The organism is Aestuariivirga sp., from assembly GCF_020252395.1.
Lineage (GTDB): Bacteria > Pseudomonadota > Alphaproteobacteria > Rhizobiales > Aestuariivirgaceae > Aestuariivirga.
Genome location: NZ_JADCDB010000001.1, coordinates 194,820 through 220,473, shown reverse-complemented (window position 1 = coordinate 220,473; position 25,654 = coordinate 194,820). Strand labels below are relative to the sequence as shown.

Annotated in this window: 24 protein-coding genes; 19 read left to right on the top strand and 5 right to left on the bottom strand. The window is 65.3% G+C overall.

Annotated features, from left to right (window positions below; genetic code table 11):
- Positions 1-7: 7 nt before the first annotated feature.
- From lptB to ptsN, 4 genes are all read left to right on the top strand, one after another.
- The gene (lptB, locus tag IOC82_RS00990) at positions 8-802 is read left to right on the top strand and encodes an LPS export ABC transporter ATP-binding protein (protein WP_290544364.1); all 795 of its coding nucleotides are present in this window, start codon (positions 8-10) and stop codon (positions 800-802) included.
- 15 nt (positions 803-817) lie between these two features.
- The gene (rpoN, locus tag IOC82_RS00985) at positions 818-2,332 is read left to right on the top strand and encodes an RNA polymerase factor sigma-54 (protein WP_290544300.1); all 1,515 of its coding nucleotides are present in this window, start codon (positions 818-820) and stop codon (positions 2,330-2,332) included.
- Between the two features lie 188 nt (positions 2,333-2,520).
- Positions 2,521-3,090 (top strand): ribosome-associated translation inhibitor RaiA, encoded by a 570-nt coding sequence (gene raiA / locus IOC82_RS00980; protein ID WP_290544299.1) that lies wholly within the window; start codon positions 2,521-2,523, stop codon positions 3,088-3,090.
- Between the two features lie 33 nt (positions 3,091-3,123).
- Complete coding sequence (ptsN, locus tag IOC82_RS00975) at positions 3,124-3,600, top strand: PTS IIA-like nitrogen regulatory protein PtsN (RefSeq protein ID WP_290544363.1); 477 nt, start codon at positions 3,124-3,126, stop codon at positions 3,598-3,600.
- 367 nt (positions 3,601-3,967) lie between these two features.
- On the opposite strand, the gene IOC82_RS00970 is transcribed toward ptsN, so the two are convergent.
- Positions 3,968-4,237: a DUF1150 family protein gene (locus IOC82_RS00970; RefSeq protein ID WP_290544298.1), complete on the bottom strand. Its 270-nt coding sequence runs from the start codon at positions 4,235-4,237 to the stop codon at positions 3,968-3,970.
- A 4-nt stretch (positions 4,238-4,241) separates the two neighbouring features.
- A complete protein-coding gene (locus tag IOC82_RS00965) occupies positions 4,242-4,664 on the bottom strand; it encodes an Hsp20 family protein (protein WP_290544297.1) in 423 nt (140 codons plus the stop codon).
- Positions 4,665-4,875: 211 nt separating this feature from the next.
- Between IOC82_RS00965 and IOC82_RS00960 the strand changes: the two genes are divergently transcribed.
- From IOC82_RS00960 to IOC82_RS00925, 8 genes are all read left to right on the top strand, one after another.
- The gene (locus IOC82_RS00960) at positions 4,876-5,874 is read left to right on the top strand and encodes a BMP family ABC transporter substrate-binding protein (protein WP_290544296.1); all 999 of its coding nucleotides are present in this window, start codon (positions 4,876-4,878) and stop codon (positions 5,872-5,874) included.
- 64 nt (positions 5,875-5,938) lie between these two features.
- Positions 5,939-7,456 (top strand): ABC transporter ATP-binding protein, encoded by a 1,518-nt coding sequence (locus IOC82_RS00955; protein ID WP_290544295.1) that lies wholly within the window; start codon positions 5,939-5,941, stop codon positions 7,454-7,456.
- Positions 7,456-8,565, top strand: a complete 1,110-nt coding sequence (locus tag IOC82_RS00950; protein ID WP_290544294.1) for an ABC transporter permease — start codon at positions 7,456-7,458, stop codon at positions 8,563-8,565. The genes IOC82_RS00955 and IOC82_RS00950 overlap by 1 nt, the downstream gene beginning before the upstream one ends.
- Positions 8,562-9,509 carry an ABC transporter permease gene (locus tag IOC82_RS00945; protein WP_290544293.1) on the top strand — a complete coding sequence of 316 codons (948 nt, stop codon included), beginning with the start codon at positions 8,562-8,564 and terminating at the stop codon, positions 9,507-9,509. The genes IOC82_RS00950 and IOC82_RS00945 overlap by 4 nt, the downstream gene beginning before the upstream one ends.
- Position 9,510: 1 nt before the next feature.
- Entirely contained in the window at positions 9,511-9,903 is a 393-nt protein-coding gene (gene cdd / locus IOC82_RS00940) for a cytidine deaminase (protein ID WP_290544292.1), read from the top strand.
- Positions 9,900-10,682, top strand: a complete 783-nt coding sequence (locus IOC82_RS00935; RefSeq protein ID WP_290544291.1) for a purine-nucleoside phosphorylase — start codon at positions 9,900-9,902, stop codon at positions 10,680-10,682. The genes cdd and IOC82_RS00935 overlap by 4 nt, the downstream gene beginning before the upstream one ends.
- A 1-nt stretch (position 10,683) precedes the next feature.
- The gene (deoA, locus tag IOC82_RS00930; protein ID WP_290544290.1) at positions 10,684-11,991 is read left to right on the top strand and encodes a thymidine phosphorylase; all 1,308 of its coding nucleotides are present in this window, start codon (positions 10,684-10,686) and stop codon (positions 11,989-11,991) included.
- 12 nt (positions 11,992-12,003) lie between these two features.
- Positions 12,004-13,194, top strand: coding sequence for a phosphopentomutase (locus tag IOC82_RS00925; RefSeq protein ID WP_290544289.1), 1,191 nt, complete (start codon positions 12,004-12,006; stop codon positions 13,192-13,194).
- On the opposite strand, the gene choV is transcribed toward IOC82_RS00925, so the two are convergent.
- The 3 genes from choV to choX all read right to left on the bottom strand — a co-directional run bounded on the left by choV (position 13,178) and on the right by choX (position 16,273).
- Complete coding sequence (gene choV / locus IOC82_RS00920) at positions 13,178-14,368, bottom strand: choline ABC transporter ATP-binding protein (protein WP_290544288.1); 1,191 nt, start codon at positions 14,366-14,368, stop codon at positions 13,178-13,180. The two genes, IOC82_RS00925 and choV, sit on opposite strands and share 17 nt — an antisense overlap.
- The gene (choW, locus tag IOC82_RS00915) at positions 14,365-15,219 is read right to left on the bottom strand and encodes a choline ABC transporter permease subunit (protein ID WP_290544287.1); all 855 of its coding nucleotides are present in this window, start codon (positions 15,217-15,219) and stop codon (positions 14,365-14,367) included. Before choW ends, choV begins: the two co-directional genes overlap by 4 nt.
- 115 nt (positions 15,220-15,334) lie before the next feature.
- The gene (gene choX / locus IOC82_RS00910) at positions 15,335-16,273 is read right to left on the bottom strand and encodes a choline ABC transporter substrate-binding protein (protein WP_290544286.1); all 939 of its coding nucleotides are present in this window, start codon (positions 16,271-16,273) and stop codon (positions 15,335-15,337) included.
- Between the two features lie 138 nt (positions 16,274-16,411).
- Between choX and betI the strand changes: the two genes are divergently transcribed.
- The 7 genes from betI (at position 16,412) to gyrB (ending at position 25,474) form a co-directional block, all read left to right on the top strand.
- The gene (gene betI / locus IOC82_RS00905; protein ID WP_290544285.1) at positions 16,412-17,029 is read left to right on the top strand and encodes a transcriptional regulator BetI; all 618 of its coding nucleotides are present in this window, start codon (positions 16,412-16,414) and stop codon (positions 17,027-17,029) included.
- 18 nt (positions 17,030-17,047) lie between these two features.
- Complete coding sequence (locus IOC82_RS00900) at positions 17,048-18,034, top strand: Gfo/Idh/MocA family oxidoreductase (RefSeq protein ID WP_290544284.1); 987 nt, start codon at positions 17,048-17,050, stop codon at positions 18,032-18,034.
- A gap of 167 nt (positions 18,035-18,201) precedes the next feature.
- Positions 18,202-18,468: a 30S ribosomal protein S20 gene (rpsT, locus tag IOC82_RS00895; RefSeq protein WP_290544283.1), complete on the top strand. Its 267-nt coding sequence runs from the start codon at positions 18,202-18,204 to the stop codon at positions 18,466-18,468.
- A 779-nt stretch (positions 18,469-19,247) separates the two neighbouring features.
- Positions 19,248-20,669 carry a chromosomal replication initiator protein DnaA gene (gene dnaA / locus IOC82_RS00890; protein ID WP_290544282.1) on the top strand — a complete coding sequence of 474 codons (1,422 nt, stop codon included), beginning with the start codon at positions 19,248-19,250 and terminating at the stop codon, positions 20,667-20,669.
- A 96-nt stretch (positions 20,670-20,765) separates the two neighbouring features.
- Entirely contained in the window at positions 20,766-21,878 is a 1,113-nt protein-coding gene (gene dnaN, locus IOC82_RS00885; protein WP_290544281.1) for a DNA polymerase III subunit beta, read from the top strand.
- A gap of 9 nt (positions 21,879-21,887) precedes the next feature.
- The gene (gene recF / locus IOC82_RS00880; protein ID WP_290544280.1) at positions 21,888-23,042 is read left to right on the top strand and encodes a DNA replication/repair protein RecF; all 1,155 of its coding nucleotides are present in this window, start codon (positions 21,888-21,890) and stop codon (positions 23,040-23,042) included.
- Complete coding sequence (gene gyrB / locus IOC82_RS00875; RefSeq protein ID WP_290544279.1) at positions 23,042-25,474, top strand: DNA topoisomerase (ATP-hydrolyzing) subunit B; 2,433 nt, start codon at positions 23,042-23,044, stop codon at positions 25,472-25,474. Before recF ends, gyrB begins: the two co-directional genes overlap by 1 nt.
- The last annotated feature ends 180 nt before the right edge of the window (positions 25,475-25,654 follow it).

The window sequence follows — 25,654 nt, the reverse complement described above, 5'->3', positions numbered from 1 at the left end:
AGGCAGGCTGGCAAAGGCAACAGCGCCCCGGCGGGCACAGCTTCCGCAGACGGGCGGCAGAGCCGCAGCCTCCCTGGAGCGCCCGGGCCTCGTGGTGGAGGGACTGAGAAAGTCCTACAAGCGGCGGCCCGTGGTGCGGGATGTCTCTCTGTCCGTCAGGCGCGGTGAAGCTGTGGGACTTCTGGGACCCAATGGCGCCGGCAAGACCACGGTGTTCTACATGATCACCGGGCTCATTGCCGCCGACAGCGGCCGGATCAGCCTTGACGGCGCCGATATCGCGCATCTGCCCATGTACCGCCGGGCGCGGCTGGGCATCGGATATCTGGCGCAGGAAAGCTCGATCTTCCGCGGCCTCACGGTGGAGGAAAATATTCTCGCGGTGCTGGAGCTGACCGAGGGCTCCAAGCAGAAGCGCGAAAGTAAGTTGCGCGAGTTGCTCGATGAGTTCTCCATCGCCGAGATCCGGAATTCACCGGCTGTTGCGCTTTCTGGCGGCGAGCGCCGCCGCGTGGAAATCGCCCGCGCCCTTGCCGCCGACCCAGAGTTCATGCTTCTTGACGAGCCCTTCGCCGGAATTGATCCGATTGCGATCGGTGATATTCGCCGCCTGGTGCGACAGCTCACCTCTCGGGGAATCGGGGTGCTTGTTACGGATCACAACGTCCGCGAAACCCTTGAGCTCATCGACACCGCTCTCATCATCCATGAGGGTCAGGTCCTGACCGAGGGCTCGCCACAGGAGATCGTCTCCCACCCGGACGTCCGGCGCTATTACCTTGGCGCCGATTTCACCCTCTAAGGGGGCGCCCCCGGCATGGCGCTGAACCAGCGGCTCGACCTCCGCCAGGGCCAGTCCCTGGTGATGACCCCGCAGCTGCAGCAGGCCATCAAGCTGCTGCAAATGTCCAATCTCGAGCTGCAGGCCTTCGTCGACCAGGAGCTGGAGCGGAACCCGCTCCTGGAGCGTGACGAACGCGCCGAGGTCCAGAAATCCCCCGAACCCGCCGAGGCCCAGACCGACATGGTCACGGCGCTGGCTTCCAACAGCGCTGCCGAGGAGCGGCTGAGGACGCTCGATACCGAGCTGGAGAATGTCTATACCCACGAATCCCGCGCCGATGCGGCGAACCGCGGCCAGGCGGCCCCGCCGCCCGATTCCGGCTGGTCGTCGCTCAGGCCCCAGGGCGCGCTCTCGCTCGATGCGGAAGGTCTCGACTTCGGCGCCACGCTGACGCGCCAGCCGACGCTCGCCGAGCACCTCACCGGCCAGATGCACCTGCTGCTCGCCGGCGCGGCCGAGCAGCTCATCGGCCAGCACCTGATCGGCAGCCTCAACGAGGCCGGCTACCTCGCCGCCGATGTTCCTTCCATGGCCGAAACGCTGGGCGCCTCCACTGCCCATGTCGAGGCGGTGCTGGCCAAGCTCCAGTCCTGCGATCCGCCCGGCGTCTTCGCGCGCGACCTGAGGGAATGCCTCACCCTGCAGCTCAAGGAACGTGACCGCTTCGACCCCGCCATGGCCATCCTCGTCGGCCATCTCGACCTGGTGGCGAAGCGCGACTATGCGGCATTGAAGATCCTCTGCCGCGTCAATCTCGAAGATTTGAAGGACATGGTGGCCGAGCTGCGCGCGCTCGACCCCAAGCCCGGCCATGCCTTCGGGGCGGAGCCGGTGCAGCCGGTGATCCCCGACGTCATCGTGCGCCCCTCGCCCGAAGGCGCATGGATCGTCGAACTCAACACCGAAACGCTGCCGCGCGTGCTCATCAACCACCAGTACCTCGCCCGCGTCTCCGCCAACGCCCAAAGGAGCGAGGACAAGGTCTACCTCTCCGAGTGCCAGGCCAATGCCACCTGGCTGGTGAAAAGCCTCGACCAGCGCGCCAGAACCATCCTCAAGGTGGCGCGCGAGATCGTCCGCCAGCAGGACGCCTTCCTGCTCCTCGGCGTCCAGCATCTCCGCCCCCTCAACCTGCGCACCGTGGCCGATGCGATCGAGATGCATGAATCGACCGTCAGCCGCGTCACCTCCAATAAATACATGGCCACACCCCGCGGCATCTTCGAGTTAAAGTATTTTTTCACCACCGCCATCGCTTCCTCCGATTCGAACGGCGATGCCCACTCGGCGGAGGCCGTCCGCCACCGCATCAGGGAGTTGATCGCGGAGGAGGGGCAGAACGTGCTCTCGGATGACACGATCGTCGATAAATTGAAGGCTTCGGGCATCGACATCGCCCGCCGCACGGTTGCCAAGTACCGGGAAAGCCTTGGGATTCCATCTTCCGTCCGGCGCCGCCGCGAGGCCCGGGTACAAGGCCCCCAATAGGGTTTGACGGGGCCTCCGCCCTCGACTAGGTTCCGCCCGCTTCGCAACAAGACCCCAGGGGAGGGGGCCTCGCACGCAGTTCGCGCGAAGCGGAACACAACTGCGTTTCGGATTCGCCGGACAGTTGACGTGTCAGCCAAACGCGCCCATGTGTAGCACAGGGCGAAGCAGGGATATTTGCGACGGCCATGCAGATCAAAACCACCGGAAAGAACCTCGATGTGGGCGATGCCTTGCGCGAGCACATCGAAACCCGCCTCGGCAACCTCCAGCAGAAGTATTTCGACGGCGCCGTTCACGCCAATGTGACCTTGGAGAAGCAGCGGGCTTTCTTCCTCACCGACATTGCGCTTCACCTCGCCACGGGCTTGGTGCTGCAGGCCGAGGGCAAAGGGGCCGAGGCGCACCCCAGCTTCGATGAGGCGGCCGCACATCTCGAAAAGCAACTCCGCCGCTACAAGCAGCGCCTCAAGGACCACCACCGCAAGCGCCGCGAGCCGGTGCGCCAGTTCGAAGCCCAGAGCTATGTCATCGAGCCCGCCTCGGACGAGCATGATGCGCAGGGCGAGCACCCCGCGGTCGTCGCCGAAACCGGGCTGAAGCTGCCGGAACTCTCGGTGGGCGAGGCGGTCATGCAGCTCGACATTTCCACCCAGCCGTTCCTGCTGTTCCGCAACGGCGGCCATGGCGGGCTCAATCTCGTCTACCGGCGTCCTGACGGTAACATCGGCTGGGTCGATCCCAAGCCGGCGGCCTGACACGCGACCTTCACGGGGACCTGACCCGACATGATGACCCTCGATTCCCTGATCGACAGGCAGTCCGTTCTGGCGAGCCTCAAGGCCCCGAACAAGAAGCAGCTGCTGCAGGAGCTGTCCCAGGCGCTCGCCGCCCAGGTGGCGGTCGACCACCGGGTGATCTTCGAAACGCTCCTGAAGCGCGAGAAGCTGGGCTCCACCGGCATCGGCCAGGGCATCGCCATCCCGCACGGCAAATTGCCCTCGATCAGCCGCGTCTATGGCCTGTTCGCCCGGCTTGCCCAGCCGGTGGACTTCGAGTCGGTCGACGGCCAGCCGGTCGACCTCGTCTTCGTGCTCTTGGCGCCGGAGGATGCCGGCGCCGACCACCTCAAGGCGCTCGCCAAGATCTCCCGCGTGCTGCGCGACCCCGCCGTGGTCGCCAAGCTGCGCGGCACGGATGACCCGCAAGGCCTCTACGCCATCCTCACTGAACCCGCCGCCAACCCCAAGTCCGCCTCGGCGGCCTGAGAGTCTGTCCGGCACCTCCGATCAGCATCCGCAACAAGCCCTCCCTCTACGAGCTCGTCATCCCGGCGAAAGTGTAGCGTCCCAGATGGTTGGGTTGACGGTCTGATGGAGTCCCACCACCCCCTCCTCGCCGCAAGAGGGTCCCCCGGCTCGCACCTCGGCCTTGGGGCCAGGGGGGAGGGGTCATCCGGGATAGACTTTGGCGCGCCGTCCCGGGAAATCTTTCACAATGTCAATCAGCAGCAGGCACGTTGCAGGACATATAGAACATAACCGGAACAAAGTCAAGAGAAAAATTCCTGATGCAGGATAAAAAATGGCCCCGGTCTTTCGCCGGGGCCCCCGCATTCAGCCGTAAACCGCGCCCTCAGTGCACGCTCATTGCCATCAGCTCGTGTTCGAAGGCGCTGCCCAGGGCCGCTTCCCGCGAGCCGGAAATCGACACCGGGGTGCCGTCGGCATTGTAGAGGCAGAACAGCTTCGACTTAGGCGAAACGCTGGTCTGCGAGCCCAGCAGCCGCTGGGCTTCATTGACCGCGATTTCACGGATGTATCCGAGGTCGCCGTCGCCCAGCAAAGCCAAGTCCTGGGGCGTCAGATCGACGGATTTCTTCAAGTCGGTTTTCTTCAGGTCCATGACATCACCCTCCAATCTGGATACGGCGGACCACCCGCCGCGGTTCGGGCCGTTCGAGGTGAAGTTCGAGCAGGCCGTTCTCCAGCCTGGCTCCGGTCACCTCCATCCCGTCCGCCAGCACGAAAGCCCGCTGGAACTGGCGGGCCGCAATGCCGCGGTGCAGATAGGCCTTGCCGTCCTCCTCCTTCTGGCGGCCGCGGATCACCAGCTGGTTCTCCTCGACCGTCACGTCCAGCTCGTCGCGCGCAAAGCCCGCGACGGCGAGCGTGATGCGCAGCCGCTCGGCCTCGCCCTCCGCCTTTGGGAGCCTCTCGATATTGTAGGGTGGGTAGCCGTCCCCGCCGGTCTTGGTGGCCCGGTCGAGCATCCGCTCAAGCTCGTCGAAGCCGAGCAGCAGGGGGGACGAAAAAACAGACAGACTTTTCATTTCGGTTTGCCCTCGTGAAGCAGCACTCCGCTGGAACCCGGACGCGGCATTCTCAGCGGCCACCGTCATATGAGAAGCCCGCTCCCGGCTTTCAAGCCGCCCGCTTGACCGGGGGGCGGGGCGGGTGATTTGATCGGCCCACCAAGATTGCAATCGCGCCCTCAGGCAGGTTGTGATTAGATCGCGGCAAGACCACAACAGGGAGACGACAATGCTCAGACGTTCGTTCATGGCCGCCGCCGCGGCCCTCGCCCTCACCGCAGGTGCTGCGCTGGCGGATGAGTCCAAACCGGCCATCGTGTTCGACATCGGCGGCAAGTTCGACAAGTCGTTCAACGAAAGCATGTTCAACGGCGCGGAGAAGTTCAAGGCCGAAACCGGCATCGCCTATGGCGAGTTCGAGATCGCCAACGAAGCCCAGCGCGAGCAGGCCATCCGCAACTTTGCCGACCAGGGCTATTCGCCCATCATCGCGGCGGGCTTCGCCCAGGCCGCGGCGGTCGAGAAGGTCGCCAAGGAGTATCCGGACCTCAAGTTCGCCATCGTCGACATGGTTGTGGACCTGCCCAATGTGCAATCCATCGTGTTCAAGGAAAACGAGGGCTCCTATCTCGCCGGCCTCCTGGCTGGCATGGCGTCCAAGTCCGGCAAGGTCGGCTTCGTCGGCGGCATGGACATTCCGCTGATCCGCAAGTTCGGCTGCGGCTATGCTCAAGGGGTCAAGGCCGCCAAGCCCGACGCCGTGATCTTCCAGAACATGACGGGTGACACCGGCGCGGCCTGGAACGACCCGGTCAAGGGCGGCGAAATCACCAAGGGCCAGATGGCTCAGGGGGCTGACGTGATCTATGCCGCCGCCGGCGCCACGGGCCTCGGCGTGCTGCAGGCTGCGGCTGACGGCGGCGCTCTCTCCATCGGCGTCGACGCCAACCAGAACTACCTCCACCCCGGCAAGGTCCTCACCTCCATGCTGAAGCGCGTGGACGTCGCCGTCTACAACGTGATGAAGGGCGGCAACGCCGGCTTCAAGCCGGGCGTCCAGGCGCTGGGCCTCGCCGAGGACGGCGTGGGCGTCGCCATGGACGACAACAACAAGCCGCTGATCACGCCGGAGATGATGGCCGCCGTGGACAAGGCCAAGGCCGGCATCATCGCCGGCGCCATCAAGGTCCACGATTACACGGCCGACAACACCTGCCCCGTGCAGTAAGTGCGCGCGAGCCGCTTGCCCACCGGGCAGGCGGCTCATTTCTGCCTGCTGAAACGGGAACGGCATGACTCCCGCCATCGAACTCATCCGGATCGACAAGCGCTTCGGCTCCGTCCATGCCAACAAGGACGTGTCGCTGGCGATCGCGCCCGGCTCCATCCACGGCATCATCGGCGAGAACGGCGCAGGCAAATCGACCCTCATGTCGATCCTCTTTGGATTCTATCATGCCGACTCTGGCGAAATCCGCGTCAAGGGCAAGCCCGTCAGGATCAAGTCTCCATCGGATGCCATCGCGCTCGGCATCGGCATGGTCCACCAGCACTTCATGCTGGTGGAACCCTTCACTGTCCTGGAGAACGTGGTAATCGGCGCCGAGGGCGGAACGCTGATCGGCCCGGCCCTCTCGAGGGCCCGCGCTGAACTCACCCGCCTCGCCAAGGACTATGAGCTCGAGGTCGACCCCGACGCCATCGTCGGCGAACTCCCCGTCGGCCTGCAGCAGCGTGTCGAAATCCTCAAAGCGCTCTTCAAGGGCGCCGAGACCCTGATCCTCGACGAGCCGACCGGCGTGCTGACGCCGGACGAGGCCGACCACCTGTTCCGCATCCTCCGTACACTGAAGGACCAGGGCAAGACCGTCATCCTCATCACCCACAAGCTGCGCGAGATCATGGCCATCACCGACCGCGTTTCGGTCATGCGCCGCGGCGAGCTGGTCGCCACGCGCGAGACGAAGGCTACAACGGTTGAGGAACTCGCCGAGTTGATGGTCGGCCGCCACGTGCTGCTGCGCGTCGAGAAGGGCCCCTCCAAGCCGGGCGAGACCGTGCTCGAGGTGAAGAACCTCACCTGGAAGGACCGAAAGGGCATCCCGCGGGTCGACAATGTATCCTTCACCCTGCGCAAGGGCGAGATCCTCGGCATTGCCGGCGTCTCCGGCAATGGCCAGTCCGAATTGCTCGACGTGATCGCCGGGATTGCACGCCCCGCGTCGGGTCAGGTGATCTTCGAGGGCAAGGACATCGGCATATTGGGCGACCCGCGCCACGTGCGCGCCGAGGGGCTCGCCCATGTGCCGGAGGACCGCCAGCACCGCGGCCTCATCGGCAGCTTCGATGCCGCCGAGAGCGCCATCCTCGGCTGGCATCATCTCGACTCTCTCGGCAAGGGTTACCGCCTCGACCGCGACAAGGTCATCGCGCGGGCGAAGGTCGAGATGGAAGAGTTCGACGTCCGCCCGCCGGACCCGCTGCTCAAGTCCTCCAAATTCTCCGGCGGCAACCAGCAGAAGCTGATCATCGCGCGCGAGATCAAGTCCAACCCGGACCTGCTTATCGTCGGCCAGCCGACGCGCGGGGTGGACATCGGCGCCATCGAATACATCCACAAGCGCATCATCCAATTGCGCGATGAAGGAAAAGCCGTGCTTCTCGTCTCCGTCGAACTTGATGAAATCCGCTCGCTGTCGGACCGCATCCTCGTCATGTTCGCGGGCCGCGTCATGGGCGAGCGCGGGCCGGGCGCGGACGAGCGCGAGCTCGGCCTCCTCATGGCCGGCGTTTCGAAGGATGCCGCGTGATGATGCAGGCGCGCGGCGAGCTTCCAAACTGGGTCGACGCCGGCCTCATCCCGCTCATCAACCTCGCCGTGGCGCTTATCGCCTCCGGCCTCGTGGTGCTCGTCATCGGCGAGAATCCCTTCGAGGCAATGTGGATTATGATCCAGGGTTCGCTGGGCTCGCTCAAAGGCTGGGGCTACATGCTCTACTATGCCACCAACTTCGTCTTCACAGGCCTCGCGGTGGCCGTGGCCTTCCATGCCGGCCTCTTCAACATCGGGGGCGAAGGCCAGGCCTACATGGCGGGCGTGGGCGCGGCGGCCGTGGGCCTCGGGCTCGATTTTCTGCCATGGCCCATTCTGCTGCCGCTCGCCATCCTCGCTGCCATGGCCATGGGCGCCTTCTGGGCCTGGATCCCCGGCGTGCTCCAGGCCAAGCGCGGCAGCCACATCGTGATCACCACGATCATGTTCAACTTCATCGCCGCGAGCCTGGTCGGCTACCTGATCAATTACTGGTTCCGCCCGGTGGGAAAGATGGCGGTGGAGAGCCGCGAGATCACCGGCGCCTATATTCTCAGTGCCCGCGAAGTGGCGCGCGAATTCTTCGGCGTCAGGATCGCGTCCTCGCCCTTGAACTTCTCCGTCTTCCTCGCCCTCATCGCTGCCTGGGCCGTGTGGTACCTCCTCTGGCGCACCAAGCTCGGCTATGAAATCCGGGCCCTTGGCGCCAACCCAGCCGCCGCCGTCTATGCCGGCATCAGGCCGGACCGCATCATCATCATCGCCATGACCATCTCGGGCGGCCTCGCAGGGCTCATGGCGGTGAACGAAATCCTGGGCGTGCAGCACCGCCTGCTGCTCGGTTATGTGGGCGGCGCGGGCTTCGTCGGCATCGCCGTGGCGCTGATGGGCCGGTCGCACCCGATCGGCATCCTGCTCGCCGCCATGCTCTTCGGGCTGCTCTACCAGGGCGGTTCCGAACTCTCCTTCGCCAGGCCCGAAATCAACCGCGACATGGTGGTGGTGATTCAGGGCCTCGTGATCCTCTTCATGGGCGCCCTCGAATATGCCTTCCGGCCGGCGCTTTCCGCACTGTTCTATTCCGTGGGCAGGGAGGGCAATCAATGAACCTCTATATCGAGCTCCTCGCCTCGACCATCCGCATGAGCGTGCCCTTGATCCTCGCCTGCATCGCGGGCCTGTGGTCGGAACGCGCCGGCATCGTCGACATCGGGCTCGAAGGCAAGATGCTGATCGCCGCCTTCATCGCGGCCTCGGCCTCCGCCGTCCTCGGCTCGGCCTGGATCGGGCTCTTCTGCGCCATCCTCGCCTCGCTCTCCTTCGCGCTGGTCCATGGCTATGCCGCGATCAACCAGCGCGGCAACCAGGTGGTTTCGGGTGTTGCCATCAACATGCTCGCTGCGGGTCTCGCCGTGGTGCTGGGCAACGAATGGTTCAGGGAAGGCGGGCGCACCCCGGCGCTTCCGCCCGAGGGCCGCTTCCTGCCCTTGCACTTCCCGGCGCTCGATGAATTGCCCGTCATCGGGCCGCTGGTCCGCGTCTTCCTCGAGCATTCCGTGCTTGCCTATGCGGCCTTCGCGCTCGTGCCGCTCACCGCCTGGGCGCTGGCCCGCACCCGCTTCGGCCTCAGGCTCCGCGCGGTGGGCGAGAACCCGCATGCGGTGGACACGGCCGGCATCTCGGTTGCCGCACTCCGCTATCGCGCGGTCATCATCGCGGGCGTGCTCTGCGGCGTGGCCGGCGCCTATATCTCCACCTCGCTGTCGTCCAGCTTCGTGCGCGACATGACGGCGGGCGGGGGCTTCATGGCGCTCGCGGCCCTCATCTTCGCCAACTGGCGCGCCTGGCCCGCACTCGGCGCCTGCCTGCTCTTCGGCTTCCTGCAGGCGGTGGGAAATTTCGCACAAGGCGCCTCCATTGGCGGCTTCCAGATCCCGGTGCAGTTCATCAATATGCTGCCTTACGTGCTGACCGTGGTGCTGCTTGCCGGCTTCATCGGCAAGTCGGCGCCGCCCAAGGCCTCCGGCATTCCCTATGTGAAGGACCGCTGACATGCGTGACCTGATCGAGGAGGCGAAAGCCGCCCGCCTGCGCGCCCATGCGCCCTATTCGAAATTTCTCGTCGGCGCGGCGATGCGCGACGAGTATGGCCACGTGCATGGCGGCTGCAACATCGAGAACGCATCCTACCCGCAGGGCTGGTGCGCGGAGCCTTCCGCCATCTCCGCCCTCATCATGGCGGGTGGCCGCAAGATCACCGAGATCGCGGTGATGGGAAATGGCACGACGCTGTGCACCCCTTGCGGCGGCTGCCGCCAGAAGATCAGGGAGTTCGCCGCCCCCGGCGTGAAGATTCACTGCTGCACGGAGTCGGGCGAGCTGATCCGGACCTTCACGCTGGCGGAACTGCTGCCCTTTTCCTTCGGCCCGGAGAACCTCGCATGAACGCGCTCGCCGGGAAACTGCAAGGCCGCACGCCGAAGACCGCCATCATCCTCGGCTCCAGCCTTGGCGCACTGGCGGAGGCTGTGCAGGAACCGCTCGTCATTCCGTATACGGATCTTCCTGGCTTCCCCGTGCCGAGAATCTCCGGCCATGCCGGCAAGCTCTTCGCCGGCATGCTGGGCAGCAGGGAAGTTGCGGTGCTCGCCGGCCGCGCGCATCCTTACGAGTCCGGAAATGCCGCCGTCATGCGCCCTGCGATCGAGATGCTGAAGGGCGTGGGCATTGAGACGCTGATCCTCACCAATGCCGCCGGAAGCCTGAACCCGGAGATGCGCCCCGGCTCCATCATGCTGATCGCCGACCATATCAACTGTTCCGGCATGAACCCGCTCACCGGCCAGCATGGCGACGAGAACTTCGTGCCGATGACCGATGCCTATGACCCCGCGCTGAGGAAGCGCTTTCATGCCGCGGCCAAGGCAGAGGGGATCGCGCTGCATGAGGGTGTCTATTGCTGGTACTCCGGCCCCTCCTTCGAGACGCCCGCCGAAATTCGCATGTTCCAGCTCATCGGCGGCTCGGCCGTCGGCATGTCGACGGCGCCCGAGACCATCCTCGCCCGCCGCTTCGGTCTCAAGGTCGCTGGCCTGTCCGTCATCACCAACCTCGCAGCCGGCATCGAAGGCGCTTCGCCCAGCCACGGGGAAACGAAGCGTGAGGGCGCCAAGGCGGCGGAGAACGTGAAGGCGCTCGTCACCCGCTTCCTGCGGGACGCCTGAGGTGCTGCCGCAGGAGCTGATCCGCCGGAAGCGCGACGGCGCCTCGCTGAAGCGCGGCGAGGTGAAGGACTTCATCGAGGGGCTGACCTCCGGCGCCGTGTCCGAAGGCCAGGTCGCGGCCTTCGCCATGGCGGTGTTCTTCCGCGGCATGAGCCGGGAAGAGGCGGTGGGCCTGACGCTGGCCATGCGCGACTCCGGCGCCGTGCTGCGGTGGGACCTGCCGGGTCCGGTGGTCGACAAGCATTCCTCCGGCGGCATTGGCGACAATCTCTCACTCATGCTCGCCCCCATGCTGGCGGCCTGCGGCTGCTTCGTGCCGATGATTTCAGGGAGAGGCCTCGGCCACACCGGCGGCACGCTAGACAAGCTCGACTCGATCCCCGGCTATGCCACCCAGCCTGGCCTCGATCTCTTCCGCAGGGCGACGCGCGAGGCGGGCTGCGCCATCATCGGCCAGACCGCCGATCTCGCCCCCGCCGACAAGCGCCTCTACGGCATCCGCGATGTGACGGCGACCGTCGAGTCGGTGCCGCTCATCACTGCCTCCATCCTGTCGAAGAAGCTCGCTGCCGGGCTGGGCCACCTCGTGCTGGACGTGAAGATGGGCTCCGGCGCCTTCATGACGCGCATGGCCGATGCGGAGGAACTGGCCGAAAGCCTCGTCGACGTCGCCAATGGCGCAGGGCTTCCCGCCGCGGCGCTGATCACCGACATGAGCGAGCCGCTCGCCCCTTGCGCCGGCAACGCCCTTGAAGTGGCGCATGCCGCCGACTTCCTGCTGGGCCGCCGCAACGATCCGCGCGTGCTGGACATTACCCTGGCGCTCGGCGCCGAACTGCTGCTGAGCGCGGGCATCGAACAGGAGGAGAGGGCAGCCCGCGCGCGGCTCGCCTCCGCGCTCGCCTCCGGCAAGGCCGCCGAGCATTTCGACCGCATGGTGCAGGCGCTGGGCGGCCCGAAAGATTTTCTCAGCGCCCCTGCGAAGCATCTTGCCGCAGCCCCCATCATCCGGCCGGTCCGTGCCGGGTGGGAGGGCTTCGTCTCATCCATCCACACCCGCGAGTTGGGCCTCGCCGTCATCGAACTCGGCGGCGGGCGGCGCGTGGCCTCCGACACGATCGACCATCGCGCCGGCCTGTCCGAACTGCTCGGCAAGGGTGCCCGCGTGGAGCCCTCGCAACCCCTATGCCTCGTCCACGCCGCGGATGAAGAGGCTTTCAACCGGGCTGCAGACATCATAAAATCCGCTTATGTGATTGGCGAGCGCGCCGGGGAGCAGGCAACGATCCTGGCGCGCATCACCGGCTGAAGCGGAGTTCCGATGGCGCGCGCCTTCCTGTTGATCCTCGATTCCTTCGGCATCGGCGGCGCGCCGGATGCTGCGAGCTTCGGCGACGAGGGGTCGAACACGCTCGGCCACATCTGCGATCGCATGGCGCTCCACGTGCCGCACATGGCGTCCCTTGGGCTCGGTCGCGCCGCTGCGCTGTCAACCGGACGCGATCCGCTCTCCCCCGTGCCGCTCATTGGCCAATATGGCGTGGCACGTGAAGTCTCGCGCGGCAAGGACACGATCACCGGCCACTGGGAAATCGCCGGCGTGCCGCTGGCCTTCGACTGGGGTTATTTCCCGCACAGCGTCCCGGCCTTCCCGCAGGACCTGATCGACGCCATCGTTACGCGCTGCAAGCTGCCGGGTCTGCTCGCCCTGTGCCACGCATCTGGAACCCAGGTGATCGAGGATTTCGGCGAAGAGCACATCCGGACGGCCAAGCCCATCGCCTATACCAGCGCTGACAGCGTGCTGCAGATCGCGGCCCATGAGGAGCATTTCGGGCTCGAGCGCCTCTATGAGGTCTGCCGCGTGGCGCGCGAGCTCACCTATCCGATGAACATCGGCCGCATCATCGCCAGGCCCTTCCTCGGCGAGAAGCGCGGAGAATTTCACCGCACCGGCCACCGCAAGGATTTCGCCGTCACGCCGCCTGCGCCGACGCTGCTCAAGGCGCTGAGCGATGCGGGGCGTGACGTTATCTCGGTGGGCAAGATCGGCGACATCTATGCCCATGTGGGAACGGGGCGCGAGATCAAGGTGGCGGGCAATCCGGCTTTTCTCGAAACGACCCTTGCCAACATGGATGGCCTAGGCGAGGGCGGTTTGCTCATGACCAATTTCGTCGACTTCGACACCGAATTCGGCCACCGCCGCGATCCCATCGGCTATGGCAAGCTGCTCGAGGCCTTCGATGCGGAGCTTCCGCGCATCATGGTGAAACTGCGCGAGGCTGACCTGCTCATCCTCACCGCCGACCACGGTAATGATCCGACGTGGCAAGGCACCGACCACACGCGCGAGCAGATCCCGGTGATGAGCTACATGCCCGGCATCGCGCCCGGCAGCTTCGGCCTGCGGAAGAGCTTCGCCGACATCGGCCAGACCATCGCACGGCACTTGAGGTTAGACCCGCTCGGCGCGGGCACGGCCTGGGACGTGTCTAATCCTGCCGCTTGAGCACGGCCTGCAGCACGTGGCGCACACCGATCGAACCGAGGAATTTGTCGTTCTCGTCGAAGATCGCCACCGGCGCCACATCGGTGTTGTGGATCGCCAGCATCACCACTTTCAGCGTCGTACCAGGCCTGGCCCAGAACACCGGGCGGTGCCCGGGGCCGACCGGCGTCTCGACATGATCGCATGATACCCAGCTGGCGGGCTGTCCGTCACGTTCGGCCGCCGTCACCTTGCCGTCCGCACCCAGCTTGAAGCGCGTGGTCTTGCGCGTGTCGAGCCAAACCCAGCCGTCTTCGCCGCGCTCCAGTTCGGGGAGCGCGCGCATCACGTTCCACGCGGTCAGCACCGAGAGCGGGTTTACGTTCGCGATGAAGTCGCGCACATAGTCGTTGGCCGGCTTCAGCACGATGTCTTCCGGCGTGCCGGACTGCACGATGCGGCCGCCTTCCATGATGGTGATGCGGTTGCCGATCTTGAGCGCTTCCTCGAGGTCGTGGCTGACGAAGAGGATGGTCTTCTTGATTTGGCTTTGCAGCTGCAGGAGTTCGTCCTGCAGCTTGGTGCGGATCAGGGGATCGAGGGCCGAGAAGGGCTCGTCCATCAGCAGGATCGGCGCTTCGGTGGCAAAGGCGCGGGCGAGGCCGACGCGCTGCTGCATGCCGCCCGAAAGCTCGTGGACATATTTGCCGGCCCATTGCGTGAGGCCGACGAGTTCAAGCTGCTTGTCGACCTTGGCATTGCGCTCAGGCACAGGCATGCCGGCGAGTTCGAGGCCGAAACCGGCATTCTCGCGCACCGTGCGCCAGGGGAGCAGGGCGAACTGCTGGAACACCATGGCGACCTGTTTCTGGCGGATGTGGCGCAGCGTGGCCTCATCGCAGGAGGCGACATCGACCATGCGGCCGCCGTCCTTCACCAGCACCTCGCCGCCCGTCACCTTGTTGAGGCCGTTGACGGCGCGCAAGAGCGTCGACTTGCCGGAGCCCGAAAGCCCCATCAGCACGCTGATCTCGCCCTCGTTCACCGTGAGGTTCGCTTGCGTGGCGCCCAGCACCGCGCCGGTGCGCTTGAGGATTTCGGAGCGGTCGACGCCGGCATGCGCCAGTTTCAGCGCTTCCTCGGTCTTGTCGCCGAAGATGATGTCGACGTTCTTGAATTCGATGGCGGCGCTCATTTCCTGGCCCCCGCCTTCACCGCCAGCATGCGGTCGAGGATGATGGCCAGCACCACGATTGCCAAGCCCGCCTCGATGCCCAGCGGAATGTTGCGGTTGGACAGTGCCTTGAACACCGGGTTGCCGAGCGAGGGCGCGCCGATCAGTGTCGCGAAGACCACCATGGAGAGCGAGAGCATGATGCATTGCGTGAGCCCCGCCATGATCGAGGGCATGGCGGCGGGCAGTTCCACCTTCCAGAGGAGTTGCCGCTTGGTGGCGCCGAAGGCCTCGCCCGCCTCGATCATCGGCTTGGGGATCGAGGTGATGCCGAGATAGGTCATGCGCACCGGGGCCGGCATGGCGAAGATGATGGTAACGATGAGGGCGGGTGCGGCGCCAAGGCCGAAGAGGATGAGGATGGGGATGAGGTAGACGAAGGTCGGCATGGTCTGCATCAGGTCAAGCACCGGCTGGGTGACCTGCCAGACCCGCCGCCTATGCGCCGCCCAGATGCCGAGCGGCACGCCGATCGCCATCGACAGCGCGGTGGCCCCGACGACGAGCACCAGGGTCTGCACCGTTTCCTTCCACAGGCCCTGATTGATGATGAACACGAGGCCGATGAACACGCCCAGCGCCAGCTTCCATGAGCGCTGCAGCCAGTAGGCAAAGGCGGCGATCAGCACGGCGAGCAGCACCGGCGGAATGGCGAGCAACCCGTCGGTCGTCGTGTCCACCGCGAAGTTGAGCGCCACCTTGAGCGCGTCGAACAGCCACTGGAAATAGGTGACGATGAAGTCGATGAGGCTCTTGCCCCACGGGCCGACCGGCAGTTTCCATGACCGGATGAAACTGGTGACCGGATCCATCTGCCCCTCCCCCGTGAGTGACGCCGCCGGCTTATCTTGCCGCGGTCCGTCTGTCATGCATTGGACGAGAAAAGCGAAGAAGCCCGGGAGGTGTCTCCCGGGCTTCTGAACTTGTTTAGCCTTTCAGCGCGGCCGCGACCGCGGCGGCCGCATCGCCGCCGTCGAGCGTCGTCACGCCCGCGAGCCAGGGCTTCACCACGTCGGGGTTGGCCTTGAGCCAGGCCTTGGCCGTTTCCTTCGGGTCCGCGCCATCCTTCAGCACCGGGGCCATCATGGCGCCTTCCATGGCAAGGTCGAACTTCAGGTTCTTCAGCAGCTGGCCGGCATTCGGGCACTCGGTGGTGTAGCCCGCCCGCGCGATGGTATAGACCGTGGCGGCGCCGAAGCCGGAGTCGCCCATGCCGTCGAGATAGGCGATCTTCATCTCGCCCATGACGGGGTGCGGCGTCCAGCCAAGGAAGATGATCCACTGATTGTCCTTCATGGCCTTCTCGGCCTCGGTCAGCATGCCGGCCTCGGAGCTCTCGACCAGCTGGAAGCCGGCGAGGTTGTTCTTCGGGTCGTCGATCATGGTCTGGATGATGCGGTTGCCGTCATTGCCGGCCTCGATCCCGTAAATCTTGGCCCCGAACTTGTCTTTGTTGGCGCCGAGATCTGCGAGCGACTTCACGCCGGCATCCGCCACATATTGCGGCACGACAAGGCCATAGCCCGCGCCCTCAAGATTGGCGCCCAGCTGCTCGATCGACTTGTCGTCGAGATAGGCCTTGATGTCGGCGGTCATGGAGGGCATCCAGTTGCCGAGGAACACGTCGATGTCCTTGTTCTTCAGCGAGGCCATGGTGACCGGCACCGAGAGGGTCGAAACCTGCGGCTCATAGCCCAGCGCCTCGAGGACCACCGAGGCGGCGCCGGTGGTGACCTGAATGTCGGTCCAGCCCACATCGGCGAACCTCACCGCCTTGCAGCTCGCCGGGTCCGCGGCGAAGGCCGAGGAGGCGAGCGCCACGCCCATGACAGCCGCCGCCGCCACACTCTTGATGAATGTCTTCATGATTAGCTCCCTGTTCGCCCGGTCTTTGTCTGTGGTCCAAAGCTTGGAGCTGAGGATAATTCAGCTCTTGCACATTCGGCAAGTTTTCATTGGACAGCCGACCAATAAAAAACGACACTTTCCGTAGCGGAGGGGGACATGCCGAAGCTCGGAATGGCGCCGATCCGGCGTAAGCAGCTGGTGGAAGCGGCAATTGCCGCCATTCACGCGCACGGCTTCGCCAATGCCACCGTGGCGCGGATTGCCGCCCAGGCCGGGATTTCCGCCGGCATGGTGCACCATTATTTCAAGGACAAGGACGAGCTGCTCTTCGCCACCATGCGCCACCTGCTGGCGGAGCTTCGGGCGGATGCCGTGGCCCGCCTGTCGCGCACCGCAGACCCGCGCCAGCGCATCCGGGCGATCATCGATGCCTGTTTCGGCGATGCCCAGTTCGACGAGCAGGTGTTCAGCGCCTGGCTGGCGCTCTATGGCAATGCCCGCCAGTCGCCGCGGCTTGCGAACATCCTCTCGCTCTATCACCGCCGTCTCAGGAGCAGCCTGCTTCATGACCTGCGCCGCATCGTCGGCGAGGCCGATGCGCTGCGGCTTGCCGAAGGCATCGCGGCGATGATCGATGGGCTGTGGCTGCGATATGCCTTGACGGGAAAGCCCGACAACCCGGAGACGCCGCGGGCGCTGACGCGCGATTATCTCGCCGCGTTTCTCGCGCGTACTTCCAACATCGATCCTGCCGGACTAAAGATGCTTGCCTGAACAGGGAAGGGCTGACACATGAAACCCGTGAAGTGGGGCATCATCTCGACGGCGAATATCGGCGTGGCCAAGGTCATTCCGGGCATGCTGAAATCGAAGGACATCGAGATTGCCGCGATCTCGTCGCGCAACAAGAAGACCGCACAGGACTGGGCCGGGAAACTGGGAATCCCCAAGGCCTATGGCTCCTATGAGGAGATGCTGGCCGACCCCGAGATCGAGGCCGTCTACAACCCGCTGCCAAACCATCTGCACGTGCCGCTGACGCTGGCCGCGGCGAAGGCCGGAAAGCACGTGCTGTGCGAGAAGCCCATCGCCATCACCGCCAAGGAGGCAACCCAGCTCCGCAAGATCAAGAACGTCTTCGTGGCCGAAGCCTTCATGGTGCGCCACGCCACGCAGTGGCTCGCCGCGCGCGAGCTGGTGAAGAAGAAGAAGATCGGTGACGTGCGGGCGATCCAGGTTCTCTTCTCCTATTTCAACCGCGACCCCAAGAACGTGCGCAACAAGGCCGGCATCGGTGGTGGCGGCCTCCTGGACATCGGCTGTTATCCCATCACCGTGTCGCGCTTCATCTTCGATGGCGAACCGACCCGCGTGACCGGCGCCTTTGACCGCGACCCCAAGTTCAGGACCGACCGCATCGCCGGCGGCCTCGCGGACTTCGGGCAGGGCCGGCACCTGTCGTTCACCGTCTCGACCCAGCTTGCGCCCTACCAGCGCGTGAACATCATGGGCACCAAGGGACGGATCGAGATCGAGATCCCGTTCAACGCGCCCCCCGACAAGCCCAACCGCTATTTCGTGCAGGGCATGGAGATGAACGAAGGGGTGTGGACGGAACTTCCCGTTTCCGACCAGTATCAGCTGCAGGCGGAGGCCTTCGGCCGCGTCATCCGAAAGAAGCAGAAGCCCTTCTGGGGGGTGGAGGACGCCATCCAGAACATGAAGATCCTCGATGCCTTCTTCCGCTCCGAAAAATCCGGAAAGTGGGAAAAACCCTGACACACCAGAGTCGCCGGGAGGCCATTGACGGCGGGGCCCCACTTCCCTATAAGCCCGCCATCCCGATGGGCCGGGAAGGCGGGCCGTCTGCCAATGGGCATGGCGGCCGTTGCTCCTTGCTTTCGCAAGGCCGGTCAAATGTATTTCTAAAGCAGGACCACAGCCACATGGCCAATACGAAATCGGCGAAGAAGGCCACCCGCGCCGCCGCCCGCCGCACCGAAGTGAACAAGAACCGCGTCAGCCGCATCCGCACCTACGTGCGCAAGGTCGAGGAGGCGATCGCCTCCGGCAACCAGGCGGAAGCTGCCGCGGCTCTCCAGGCTGCCCAGCCGGAGCTGATGCGCGGCGCCCAGAAGGGTGTGCTGCACAAGAACGCCGCCTCGCGCAAGGTGTCACGCCTCGCCGCCCGCGTGAAGGCCATCAAGGCCTGAGATTTCCACCTGCCGCAGGGGCAACACCTCGTTCCGCCGGACGCCGGACAGTTCTGTCCGGCGTTTTTCGTTTTGCGCGCGGCGCTTTAGGCTTTTCCACAGCCGCCACATTTGTCCGGATACGGAACGTCTCGCGCAGAATTAACGGCGCTATTTCAATCTCTTATGTGCCAGCCCCGGGATCGGCGCGGCAACGCGGCGACGGTGCGGGCAAGCAGCGGCAATATTCCCGTCCGGTTGCTTGCGCCTCGCAGTGGACGCATCGCACCGGAAGTATCTACAAAAATGAAAGAGTCTCAGGGTCTTAGGTTTGGCTCTCCGGACACGGCCGCGGCCCGAATCCCGTCAAGCCCGTTCCGTGTACGGAGCGTTTTCCGAATCAGGTTGCCTGGGCGAGCGGCGCCTTTGTAAGTTCTGTTTTGCAGGCAGGCCGGATGGCCAGTCGCCTGCAACACAATTGCAGAACCAGGGACTGTCGCGCTCAACGGTTCTGCCAAGCGGTCAGTGTTGGTGTTTTCCGGACGCCGTTCGTCTGGGAGCGTGCTTTTTTGTGTGCGGCGAAGGATTGTTGCGCATGGCAAGGCTGAATGGCCAGACTGGCTCAATGTAATGCTACGGCAGGGGCATATGGTGATCACTTCGAACAGTTCGGCCTTTATCCCGGCGAGCGCCAGCGCCTGAGCGTGGTGCATTGCCGGGGTTGAATGACGGTTGGGTCCCGGGCCCAGCCGCAATGATGATGCGCGCCGCAGAATGCGCGCGAAGGGATGCGGAAGAAGATGACTGTCGTGACGGACGTGAAGACGAGGTGGGACCGTGTTGCGCAAAGGCTTCGGGTTGAACTTGGTGAAGATCTTTTTACCTCGTGGTTTGCGCGCATGGAGCTTGAAGAGTTCGAGCAGGGCCGTTTGATCGTTTCCGTTCCCACCCGCTTCCTCAAGTCATGGATCGAGACCCATTATGTCTCGAAGCTGCACAAGATCGGCGAGGCCGAGCTCGGCCGCTTCGACTCGATCCATGTGCGCGTGCGCATGCGCGGCGGCGTGCCGCAGAGACCCGCCGCCGATGAGCAGGCCCACCATGCGCCGCAGGCCGCGGCCGTGCCGCAGCCCTCGGCGATCGCACAGGCCCAGGCCGTGGCCGCCGCCGAACGGGGCCCGCATCTCGACCCCAGCCAGACCTTCGACACTTTCGTGGTCGGCTCGTCGAACCAGTTGGCTCATGCCGCGATGTGCCGCGTGGCCGATGCCGCGCCCGGCGCCGCCGTCAGCTTCAATCCGCTGTTCGTGCATGCGGGTTCGGGCCTCGGCAAGACGCATCTTCTCTCCGCCGTGGCGCACCGCGTGAAGGAGAAGCGGCCCGACCGCCGCGTGATGTTTCTCACGGCCGAGCGCTTCATGATCAATTTCGTGATGGCGCTCCGCCAGCGCGACACCCTGGCCTTCAAGGACCAGTTCGCTGCGGTCGACGTGCTGCTCATCGACGACTTTCAGTTCCTCCAAGGCAAGACCATGCAGCAGGAGTTCTGCAACGCCTTTAACGGACTCGTGGACTCGCGCCGCCAGGTGATCGTGGCCGCCGACGTGCCGCCCGCCCAGCTCGACTCGATCGACCAGCGCATGCGCTCGCGCCTGATGGGCGGCCTCGTGGTCGATATCGAGATGCCGGATATCGAAACCCGCCGCCGCATCCTGCAGAGCCGCTATGAGACGATGCAGAAGCGCGACCCTTCGGTCATCATTCCCGGCGAGGTGCTGGAATTCATCGCCAACCGGGTGACCGGCACCGGCCGCGAGCTTGAAGGAGCGATGAACCGCATCACCGCCTACCAGCAGTTCAACAATGCGGCGGTGACGCTTGACCTAGCGTCGCTCGTCCTGCGCGACATGCAGGCGAGCCCCGATGGCACGCGCATCAAGATCGACGATATCCTGAAAATCGTCGGCCGCCACTTCAACGTCGGCCGCACCGATCTCCTCTCGCCCCGCCGGGCGCGCAGCGTGGTGGTGCCGCGCCAGATCGGCATGTATCTGGCCAAGAAGATGACGGCCCGGTCGCTGCCCGAAATCGGCCGCCGCTTTGGCGGGCGCGACCATTCGACCGTGCTGCACGCGGTGCGCAAGATCGAGGACCAGATCAAGACGGACGACGGGCTCGCCCGCGAGGTCGCCCTGCTGGTCCGGCTTGTCGAACAGGGCTGAAAAACCCCTGATAACCCTTGAATTGGCGCAGTTTCCGCGCCAAAGCTTGTGGTCCGGCGAAACGCCGGAAACAACAGGACGAGGGATTACCGGCTCATGCGTGTCACGATCGAAAGGTCAGCTTTCCTCAGGGCGCTCACCCATGTGCAGAGCGTCGTCGAGCGGCGGAACACCATACCGATCCTTTCCAATGTGCTCCTTCAGGCCGGTGACGGTCATCTGAAACTGACGGCGACCGACCTCGACATCGAGATTGTCGAAAGCGTGCCCGCCGAGGTCGCCAGATCCGGAGCCGCCACCGTGCCGGCGCACATGCTCTATGACATCGTGCGCAAACTGCCCGATGGCGCCCAGCTCGAGCTCGAGCAGGCGGGTGACGGCCAACGCGTCGCGATCTTTGCCGGCCGCTCGCGCTTTGCGCTGCAGGCGCTGCCGCATGAGGACTTTCCGGATCTCGCGGCGGGCGACTTTCCGCACAACTTCGCCATCTCCGCCGCCGACCTCAGGGGCCTGATCGAAAAGACGCGCTTTGCGATCTCGACGGAGGAGACGCGCTATTACCTGAACGGAATCTATTTCCACGACGTGGCTGCAGGCAGCCTGCTGCGCGCCGTGGCGACCGACGGCCACCGCCTCGCCCAGGCGCAGATTGCCAGGCCCGACGGCGCCAAGGGCATGCCAGGCGTCATCGTGCCAAGGAAGACGGTGCTGGAAGTGGTGAAGCTGTTCGATGGCATCGATGGCGCTGTCGAAGTCTCGCTTTCCGCCGCCAAGATCCGCTTCGCGGCGGGCGACCTGGTGTTGACCTCGAAGCTTATCGACGGCACCTTCCCCGATTATGAGCGCGTCATCCCGCGCAACAATGACAAGAAGCTGGAGCTCGACACCAAGGCCTTCGCCGCGGCGGTGGACCGCGTCTCGACCATCTCGCAGGAGAAGGGGCGCGCGGTGAAGCTGGCGATCGGCGGCAACAAGGTGTTGCTGACGGTGAACAACCCGGATTCGGGTTCGGCCGAGGAAGAGGTGGCCTGTTCCTATGACGCCGACCCGATCGATATCGGCTTCAACTCGCGCTACCTGCTCGATGTGGCGGGCCAGATGAAGTCCGACGGCCTGGAGCTGCAGCTCGCTGATGCAGGCTCCCCCACCATTGTGCGCGACCCCACCGACGGGCAGGCGCTCTATGTGCTCATGCCCATGCGGGTGTAAGCCTCGTATGTGACCCAGCCCCCGATTCTCGCCGTCCGCCGGCTGACGCTGACGGAGTTCCGTAATTATCGCTCGCTGCGCCTCGAGACTGGGGCCCGGCTGCTGGCGCTTGTGGGCGCCAACGGGGCGGGGAAGACGAACATCCTCGAAGCCATCTCGCTGCTGAGCCCGGGCCGGGGCCTGCGCGGCGTCACGCTTGACGAACTGGCCCGGCAGGGCGGCTCCGGTTCCTGGGCCATCGCGGCTGAGATCGAGGCGGAGCACGGACCCGTTTCGCTGGGCACCGCCTGGAACGGGAAGGCCGGGAGTGGCGACAGCGGCGGCCGGCAGGTGGTGATCGACGGCGAGGCGCGGAAGGGCTCCGGCGCGCTGGGGGACTACATGCGCTTCCTGTGGCTCACTCCGGCGCAGGACCGGCTCTTCGCGGGGCCGGCGTCCGACCGCAGGCGCTTCCTCGACCGCATGGTGACGGCCTCCGACCCGGAGCACGGGGCGCGCATCGCCGTGTTCGAGAAGGTGATGCGCGAGCGCAACCTGCTGCTGGAAGAGACGCGGCCCGATCCTGGCTGGCTCTCCAGTCTCGAGGCCCATATGGCCGAGGCTGCAGTGGCGATTTCGGCCGCCAGGCTGGTTGGATTGGAGGCGCTCCAGACCCATATAGGGGAAGGCCGGGACACCAGTTCCTTCCCGTGGGCGGAGGTGGCCGTTCAGGGCGAGATCGAGGCCCTTGTGGCCCAGAAACCAGCCGTGCAAGTCGAGGACGAATATCGTAGGATTTTACGCGATTCGCGAAGCCCCGACCGGGCGGCGGGACGCACGCTCAGAGGCCCTCACCGGAGCGATCTGGAGGTGGTTCACGGACCGAAGCGGAAGGCGGCGGCGCTATGCTCGACGGGCGAGCAGAAGGCGCTGCTGATCGGCCTCGTGCTGGCCCAGGCGCGGGCGGTGCAGGCCGGCGCCGGCGTGCCGCCGGTGCTGTTGCTCGACGAGGTGGCGGCCCACCTCGACCGGGCGCGGCGGAAAAGTTTGCTGGAGGCGCTGGCGGCCCTGGGGTCACAGAGCTGGATGACGGGAACAGACGCCCAGCTGTTCGAAGCGATTGGTGAGGCGGGTGCGATCTTCCACGTGGAGGACGGGCACGTCTCGAAGGCGGTGGAAGACTGATGTCAGACGTTGAGAACGCCGGAAACGGCAATGGCGCCTATGACGCGGAGTCGATCAAGGTCCTAAAGGGCCTTGACGCCGTGCGGAAGCGCCCCGGCATGTACATCGGCGACACCGATGACGGCTCGGGCCTCCACCACATGGTCTATGAGGTCGTCGACAACGCGATCGACGAGGCTCTTGCCGGCCACGCGACGCGCGTGACGGTCACGCTCAATGCCGATGGCTCCTGCACGGTCACCGACAATGGCCGCGGCATTCCCACCGACATCCACAAAGGCGAGGGCGTTTCCGCCGCCGAGGTCATCATGACCCAGCTGCATGCTGGCGGTAAGTTCGACCAGAATTCCTACAAGGTGTCGGGCGGCCTGCATGGCGTCGGCGTCTCCGTCGTCAACGCGCTGTCGGTGAAGCTGAAGCTCACTATCTTCCGCGACGGCAAGGAGCATTTCATGAGCTTCACCCACGGCGAGCCCGATGCGCCGCTCCAGGTGGTGGCCGATGCGCCGGACAAGCGCGGAACGGAGGTGACCTTCCTGCCCTCTTCCGAAACCTTCACCAAGACCGAGTTCGATTTCGCGACGCTCGAACACCGCCTGCGCGAGCTCGCCTTCCTGAACTCCGGCGTGCGCATCGTCCTGACCGACAGGCGCGGCGTGGAGGACAAGGCGGTGGAGCTGTTCTACGAGGGCGGCATCGGGGCCTTCGTGCGCTATCTCGACCGCACCAAGCAGGCGGTTCTCGCCGAACCCATCATGATCCATGGCGAGCGCGACGGCATCACGGTCGACTGTGCGCTGTGGTGGAACGACAGCTATCACGAGAACGTGCTGTGCTTCACCAACAACATTCCGCAGCGCGACGGCGGAACGCATCTGGCCGGCTTCCGCGGCGCGCTGACGCGGGTCGTTAACAATTACGCCAATGACAGCGGCATCGCCAAGAAGGAGAAAGTGCAGCTGACGGGCGACGACGCGCGCGAGGCGCTGACCTGCGTGCTCTCCGTCAAGGTGCCGGATCCCAAGTTCTCGTCGCAAACCAAGGACAAGCTCGTCTCCTCCGAGGTCCGCCCGGTGGTCGAGAACCTGGTCAACGAGCAGCTGGGCGCCTGGTTCGAGGAACACCCCCACGAAGCCCGCGCCATCGTCTCCAAGGTGGCCGAGGCTGCGGCCGCGCGCGAGGCCGCCCGCAAGGCGCGCGAGTTGACACGGCGGAAAGGAGCGCTCGACATCTCGTCGCTTCCCGGCAAGCTCGCCGACTGCCAGGAGCGCGACCCCGCCAAGTCCGAACTCTTCATCGTCGAGGGCGACTCGGCCGGCGGTTCCGCCAAGCAGGCGCGCCACCGCGAGAACCAGGCGGTGCTGCCCTTGCGCGGCAAGATCCTCAACGTCGAGCGCGCGCGCTTCGACAAGATGCTGGGCTCGGCGGAAATCGGCACGCTGATCACGGCCCTGGGCACCGGCATCGGCCGCGAGGAATTCAACGCCGACAAGCTGCGCTACCACAAGATCATCATCATGACGGACGCCGATGTCGACGGCGCCCATATCCGCACGCTGCTTCTCACCTTCTTCTACCGGCAGATGCCGGAGGTGATCGAGCGCGGCCATCTCTTCATCGCCCAGCCGCCGCTCTACAAGGTGAAACGCGGCTCCTCCGAGCAGTACCTCAAGGACTCGAAGGCACTCGAGGATTATCTGATCGGCACCGGCCTTGAGAACGCCACGCTGGTGCTGTCCGGCGGAACGGAGCGGGCGGGCCAGGACCTGCGCGCCATCGTCGAGGAGGCGCTTTCGGTGCGCACCGCGCTCGATGCCCTGCACGCGCGTTACCCGCGCCCGCTGATCGAGCAGGCGGCGATTGCCGGCGTGCTGAACCCGGACGTGCTGTCGAGCAGCGAACGCGCGGCGGAAGCCGCGGCCTACATCGCGCACCGCCTCGACGTGATTGCCGACGAGACGGAGCGCGGCTGGGCGGGCGAACCCACGGGCGACGGCGGCCTGAGCTTCACCCGCGAGGTGCGCGGCGTGAAGGAGGCCTGGACGCTGGACGGCAAGCTGATCGGCTCGGCGGATGCGCTGCGCCTCGACAGGAAGTCCGCGCATCTGCAGGAAATCTACGAAAAACCCGCAAGGCTTCGCCGCAAGGACGGCGAGACCGCGATCTATGGTCCCACGTCGCTCCTTGATGCCGTCTTCGCCTTCGGCCGCAAGGGCATCACCATGCAGCGCTACAAGGGCTTGGGTGAAATGAACCCGGAGCAGTTGTGGGAAACCACGCTGGATCCGAATGTCCGCACGCTGCTGCGCGTCAAGGTCTCCGAACTCGACGAGGCGGACGACATCTTCACCAAGCTGATGGGTGACGTGGTGGAGCCGCGCCGCGACTTCATCCGCGAAAACGCGCTGAGCGTGGCGAACCTCGACGTCTGACCCTGCCTTTAACGCGTCGTTTAGACCTGCTGGGTTAGTGTCACTCCGTGCGGAATGCGGTCTATCACGGCCCGCCGGCATGATGCCACCCACGAATACCGCCGCAACTCCGGCCATCAGGACGCTGTGCAAGGCTCGCGCAGGGTTGCCGCGGCAATGTTTCCAACCGGATCGTGAGGT

What these genes read in the sequence shown, in the direction of transcription:
- rpoN (WP_290544300.1), top strand. Translation starts at nt 818, where the DNA reads ATGGCGCTGAACCAGCGGCTCGACCTCCGCCAGGGCCAGTCCCTGGTG.
- raiA (WP_290544299.1), top strand. Translation starts at nt 2,521, where the DNA reads ATGCAGATCAAAACCACCGGAAAGAACCTCGATGTGGGCGATGCCTTG.
- ptsN (WP_290544363.1), top strand. Translation starts at nt 3,124, where the DNA reads ATGACCCTCGATTCCCTGATCGACAGGCAGTCCGTTCTGGCGAGCCTC.
- IOC82_RS00970 (WP_290544298.1), bottom strand. Translation starts at nt 4,237, where the DNA reads ATGGACCTGAAGAAAACCGACTTGAAGAAATCCGTCGATCTGACGCCC.
- IOC82_RS00965 (WP_290544297.1), bottom strand. Translation starts at nt 4,664, where the DNA reads ATGAAAAGTCTGTCTGTTTTTTCGTCCCCCCTGCTGCTCGGCTTCGAC.
- IOC82_RS00960 (WP_290544296.1), top strand. Translation starts at nt 4,876, where the DNA reads ATGCTCAGACGTTCGTTCATGGCCGCCGCCGCGGCCCTCGCCCTCACC.
- IOC82_RS00955 (WP_290544295.1), top strand. Translation starts at nt 5,939, where the DNA reads ATGACTCCCGCCATCGAACTCATCCGGATCGACAAGCGCTTCGGCTCC.
- IOC82_RS00950 (WP_290544294.1), top strand. Translation starts at nt 7,456, where the DNA reads ATGATGCAGGCGCGCGGCGAGCTTCCAAACTGGGTCGACGCCGGCCTC.
- IOC82_RS00945 (WP_290544293.1), top strand. Translation starts at nt 8,562, where the DNA reads ATGAACCTCTATATCGAGCTCCTCGCCTCGACCATCCGCATGAGCGTG.
- cdd (WP_290544292.1), top strand. Translation starts at nt 9,511, where the DNA reads ATGCGTGACCTGATCGAGGAGGCGAAAGCCGCCCGCCTGCGCGCCCAT.
- IOC82_RS00935 (WP_290544291.1), top strand. Translation starts at nt 9,900, where the DNA reads ATGAACGCGCTCGCCGGGAAACTGCAAGGCCGCACGCCGAAGACCGCC.
- IOC82_RS00925 (WP_290544289.1), top strand. Translation starts at nt 12,004, where the DNA reads ATGGCGCGCGCCTTCCTGTTGATCCTCGATTCCTTCGGCATCGGCGGC.
- choV (WP_290544288.1), bottom strand. Translation starts at nt 14,368, where the DNA reads ATGAGCGCCGCCATCGAATTCAAGAACGTCGACATCATCTTCGGCGAC.
- choW (WP_290544287.1), bottom strand. Translation starts at nt 15,219, where the DNA reads ATGGATCCGGTCACCAGTTTCATCCGGTCATGGAAACTGCCGGTCGGC.
- choX (WP_290544286.1), bottom strand. Translation starts at nt 16,273, where the DNA reads ATGAAGACATTCATCAAGAGTGTGGCGGCGGCGGCTGTCATGGGCGTG.
- betI (WP_290544285.1), top strand. Translation starts at nt 16,412, where the DNA reads ATGCCGAAGCTCGGAATGGCGCCGATCCGGCGTAAGCAGCTGGTGGAA.
- IOC82_RS00900 (WP_290544284.1), top strand. Translation starts at nt 17,048, where the DNA reads ATGAAACCCGTGAAGTGGGGCATCATCTCGACGGCGAATATCGGCGTG.
- rpsT (WP_290544283.1), top strand. Translation starts at nt 18,202, where the DNA reads ATGGCCAATACGAAATCGGCGAAGAAGGCCACCCGCGCCGCCGCCCGC.
- dnaA (WP_290544282.1), top strand. Translation starts at nt 19,248, where the DNA reads ATGACTGTCGTGACGGACGTGAAGACGAGGTGGGACCGTGTTGCGCAA.
- dnaN (WP_290544281.1), top strand. Translation starts at nt 20,766, where the DNA reads ATGCGTGTCACGATCGAAAGGTCAGCTTTCCTCAGGGCGCTCACCCAT.
- gyrB (WP_290544279.1), top strand. Translation starts at nt 23,042, where the DNA reads ATGTCAGACGTTGAGAACGCCGGAAACGGCAATGGCGCCTATGACGCG.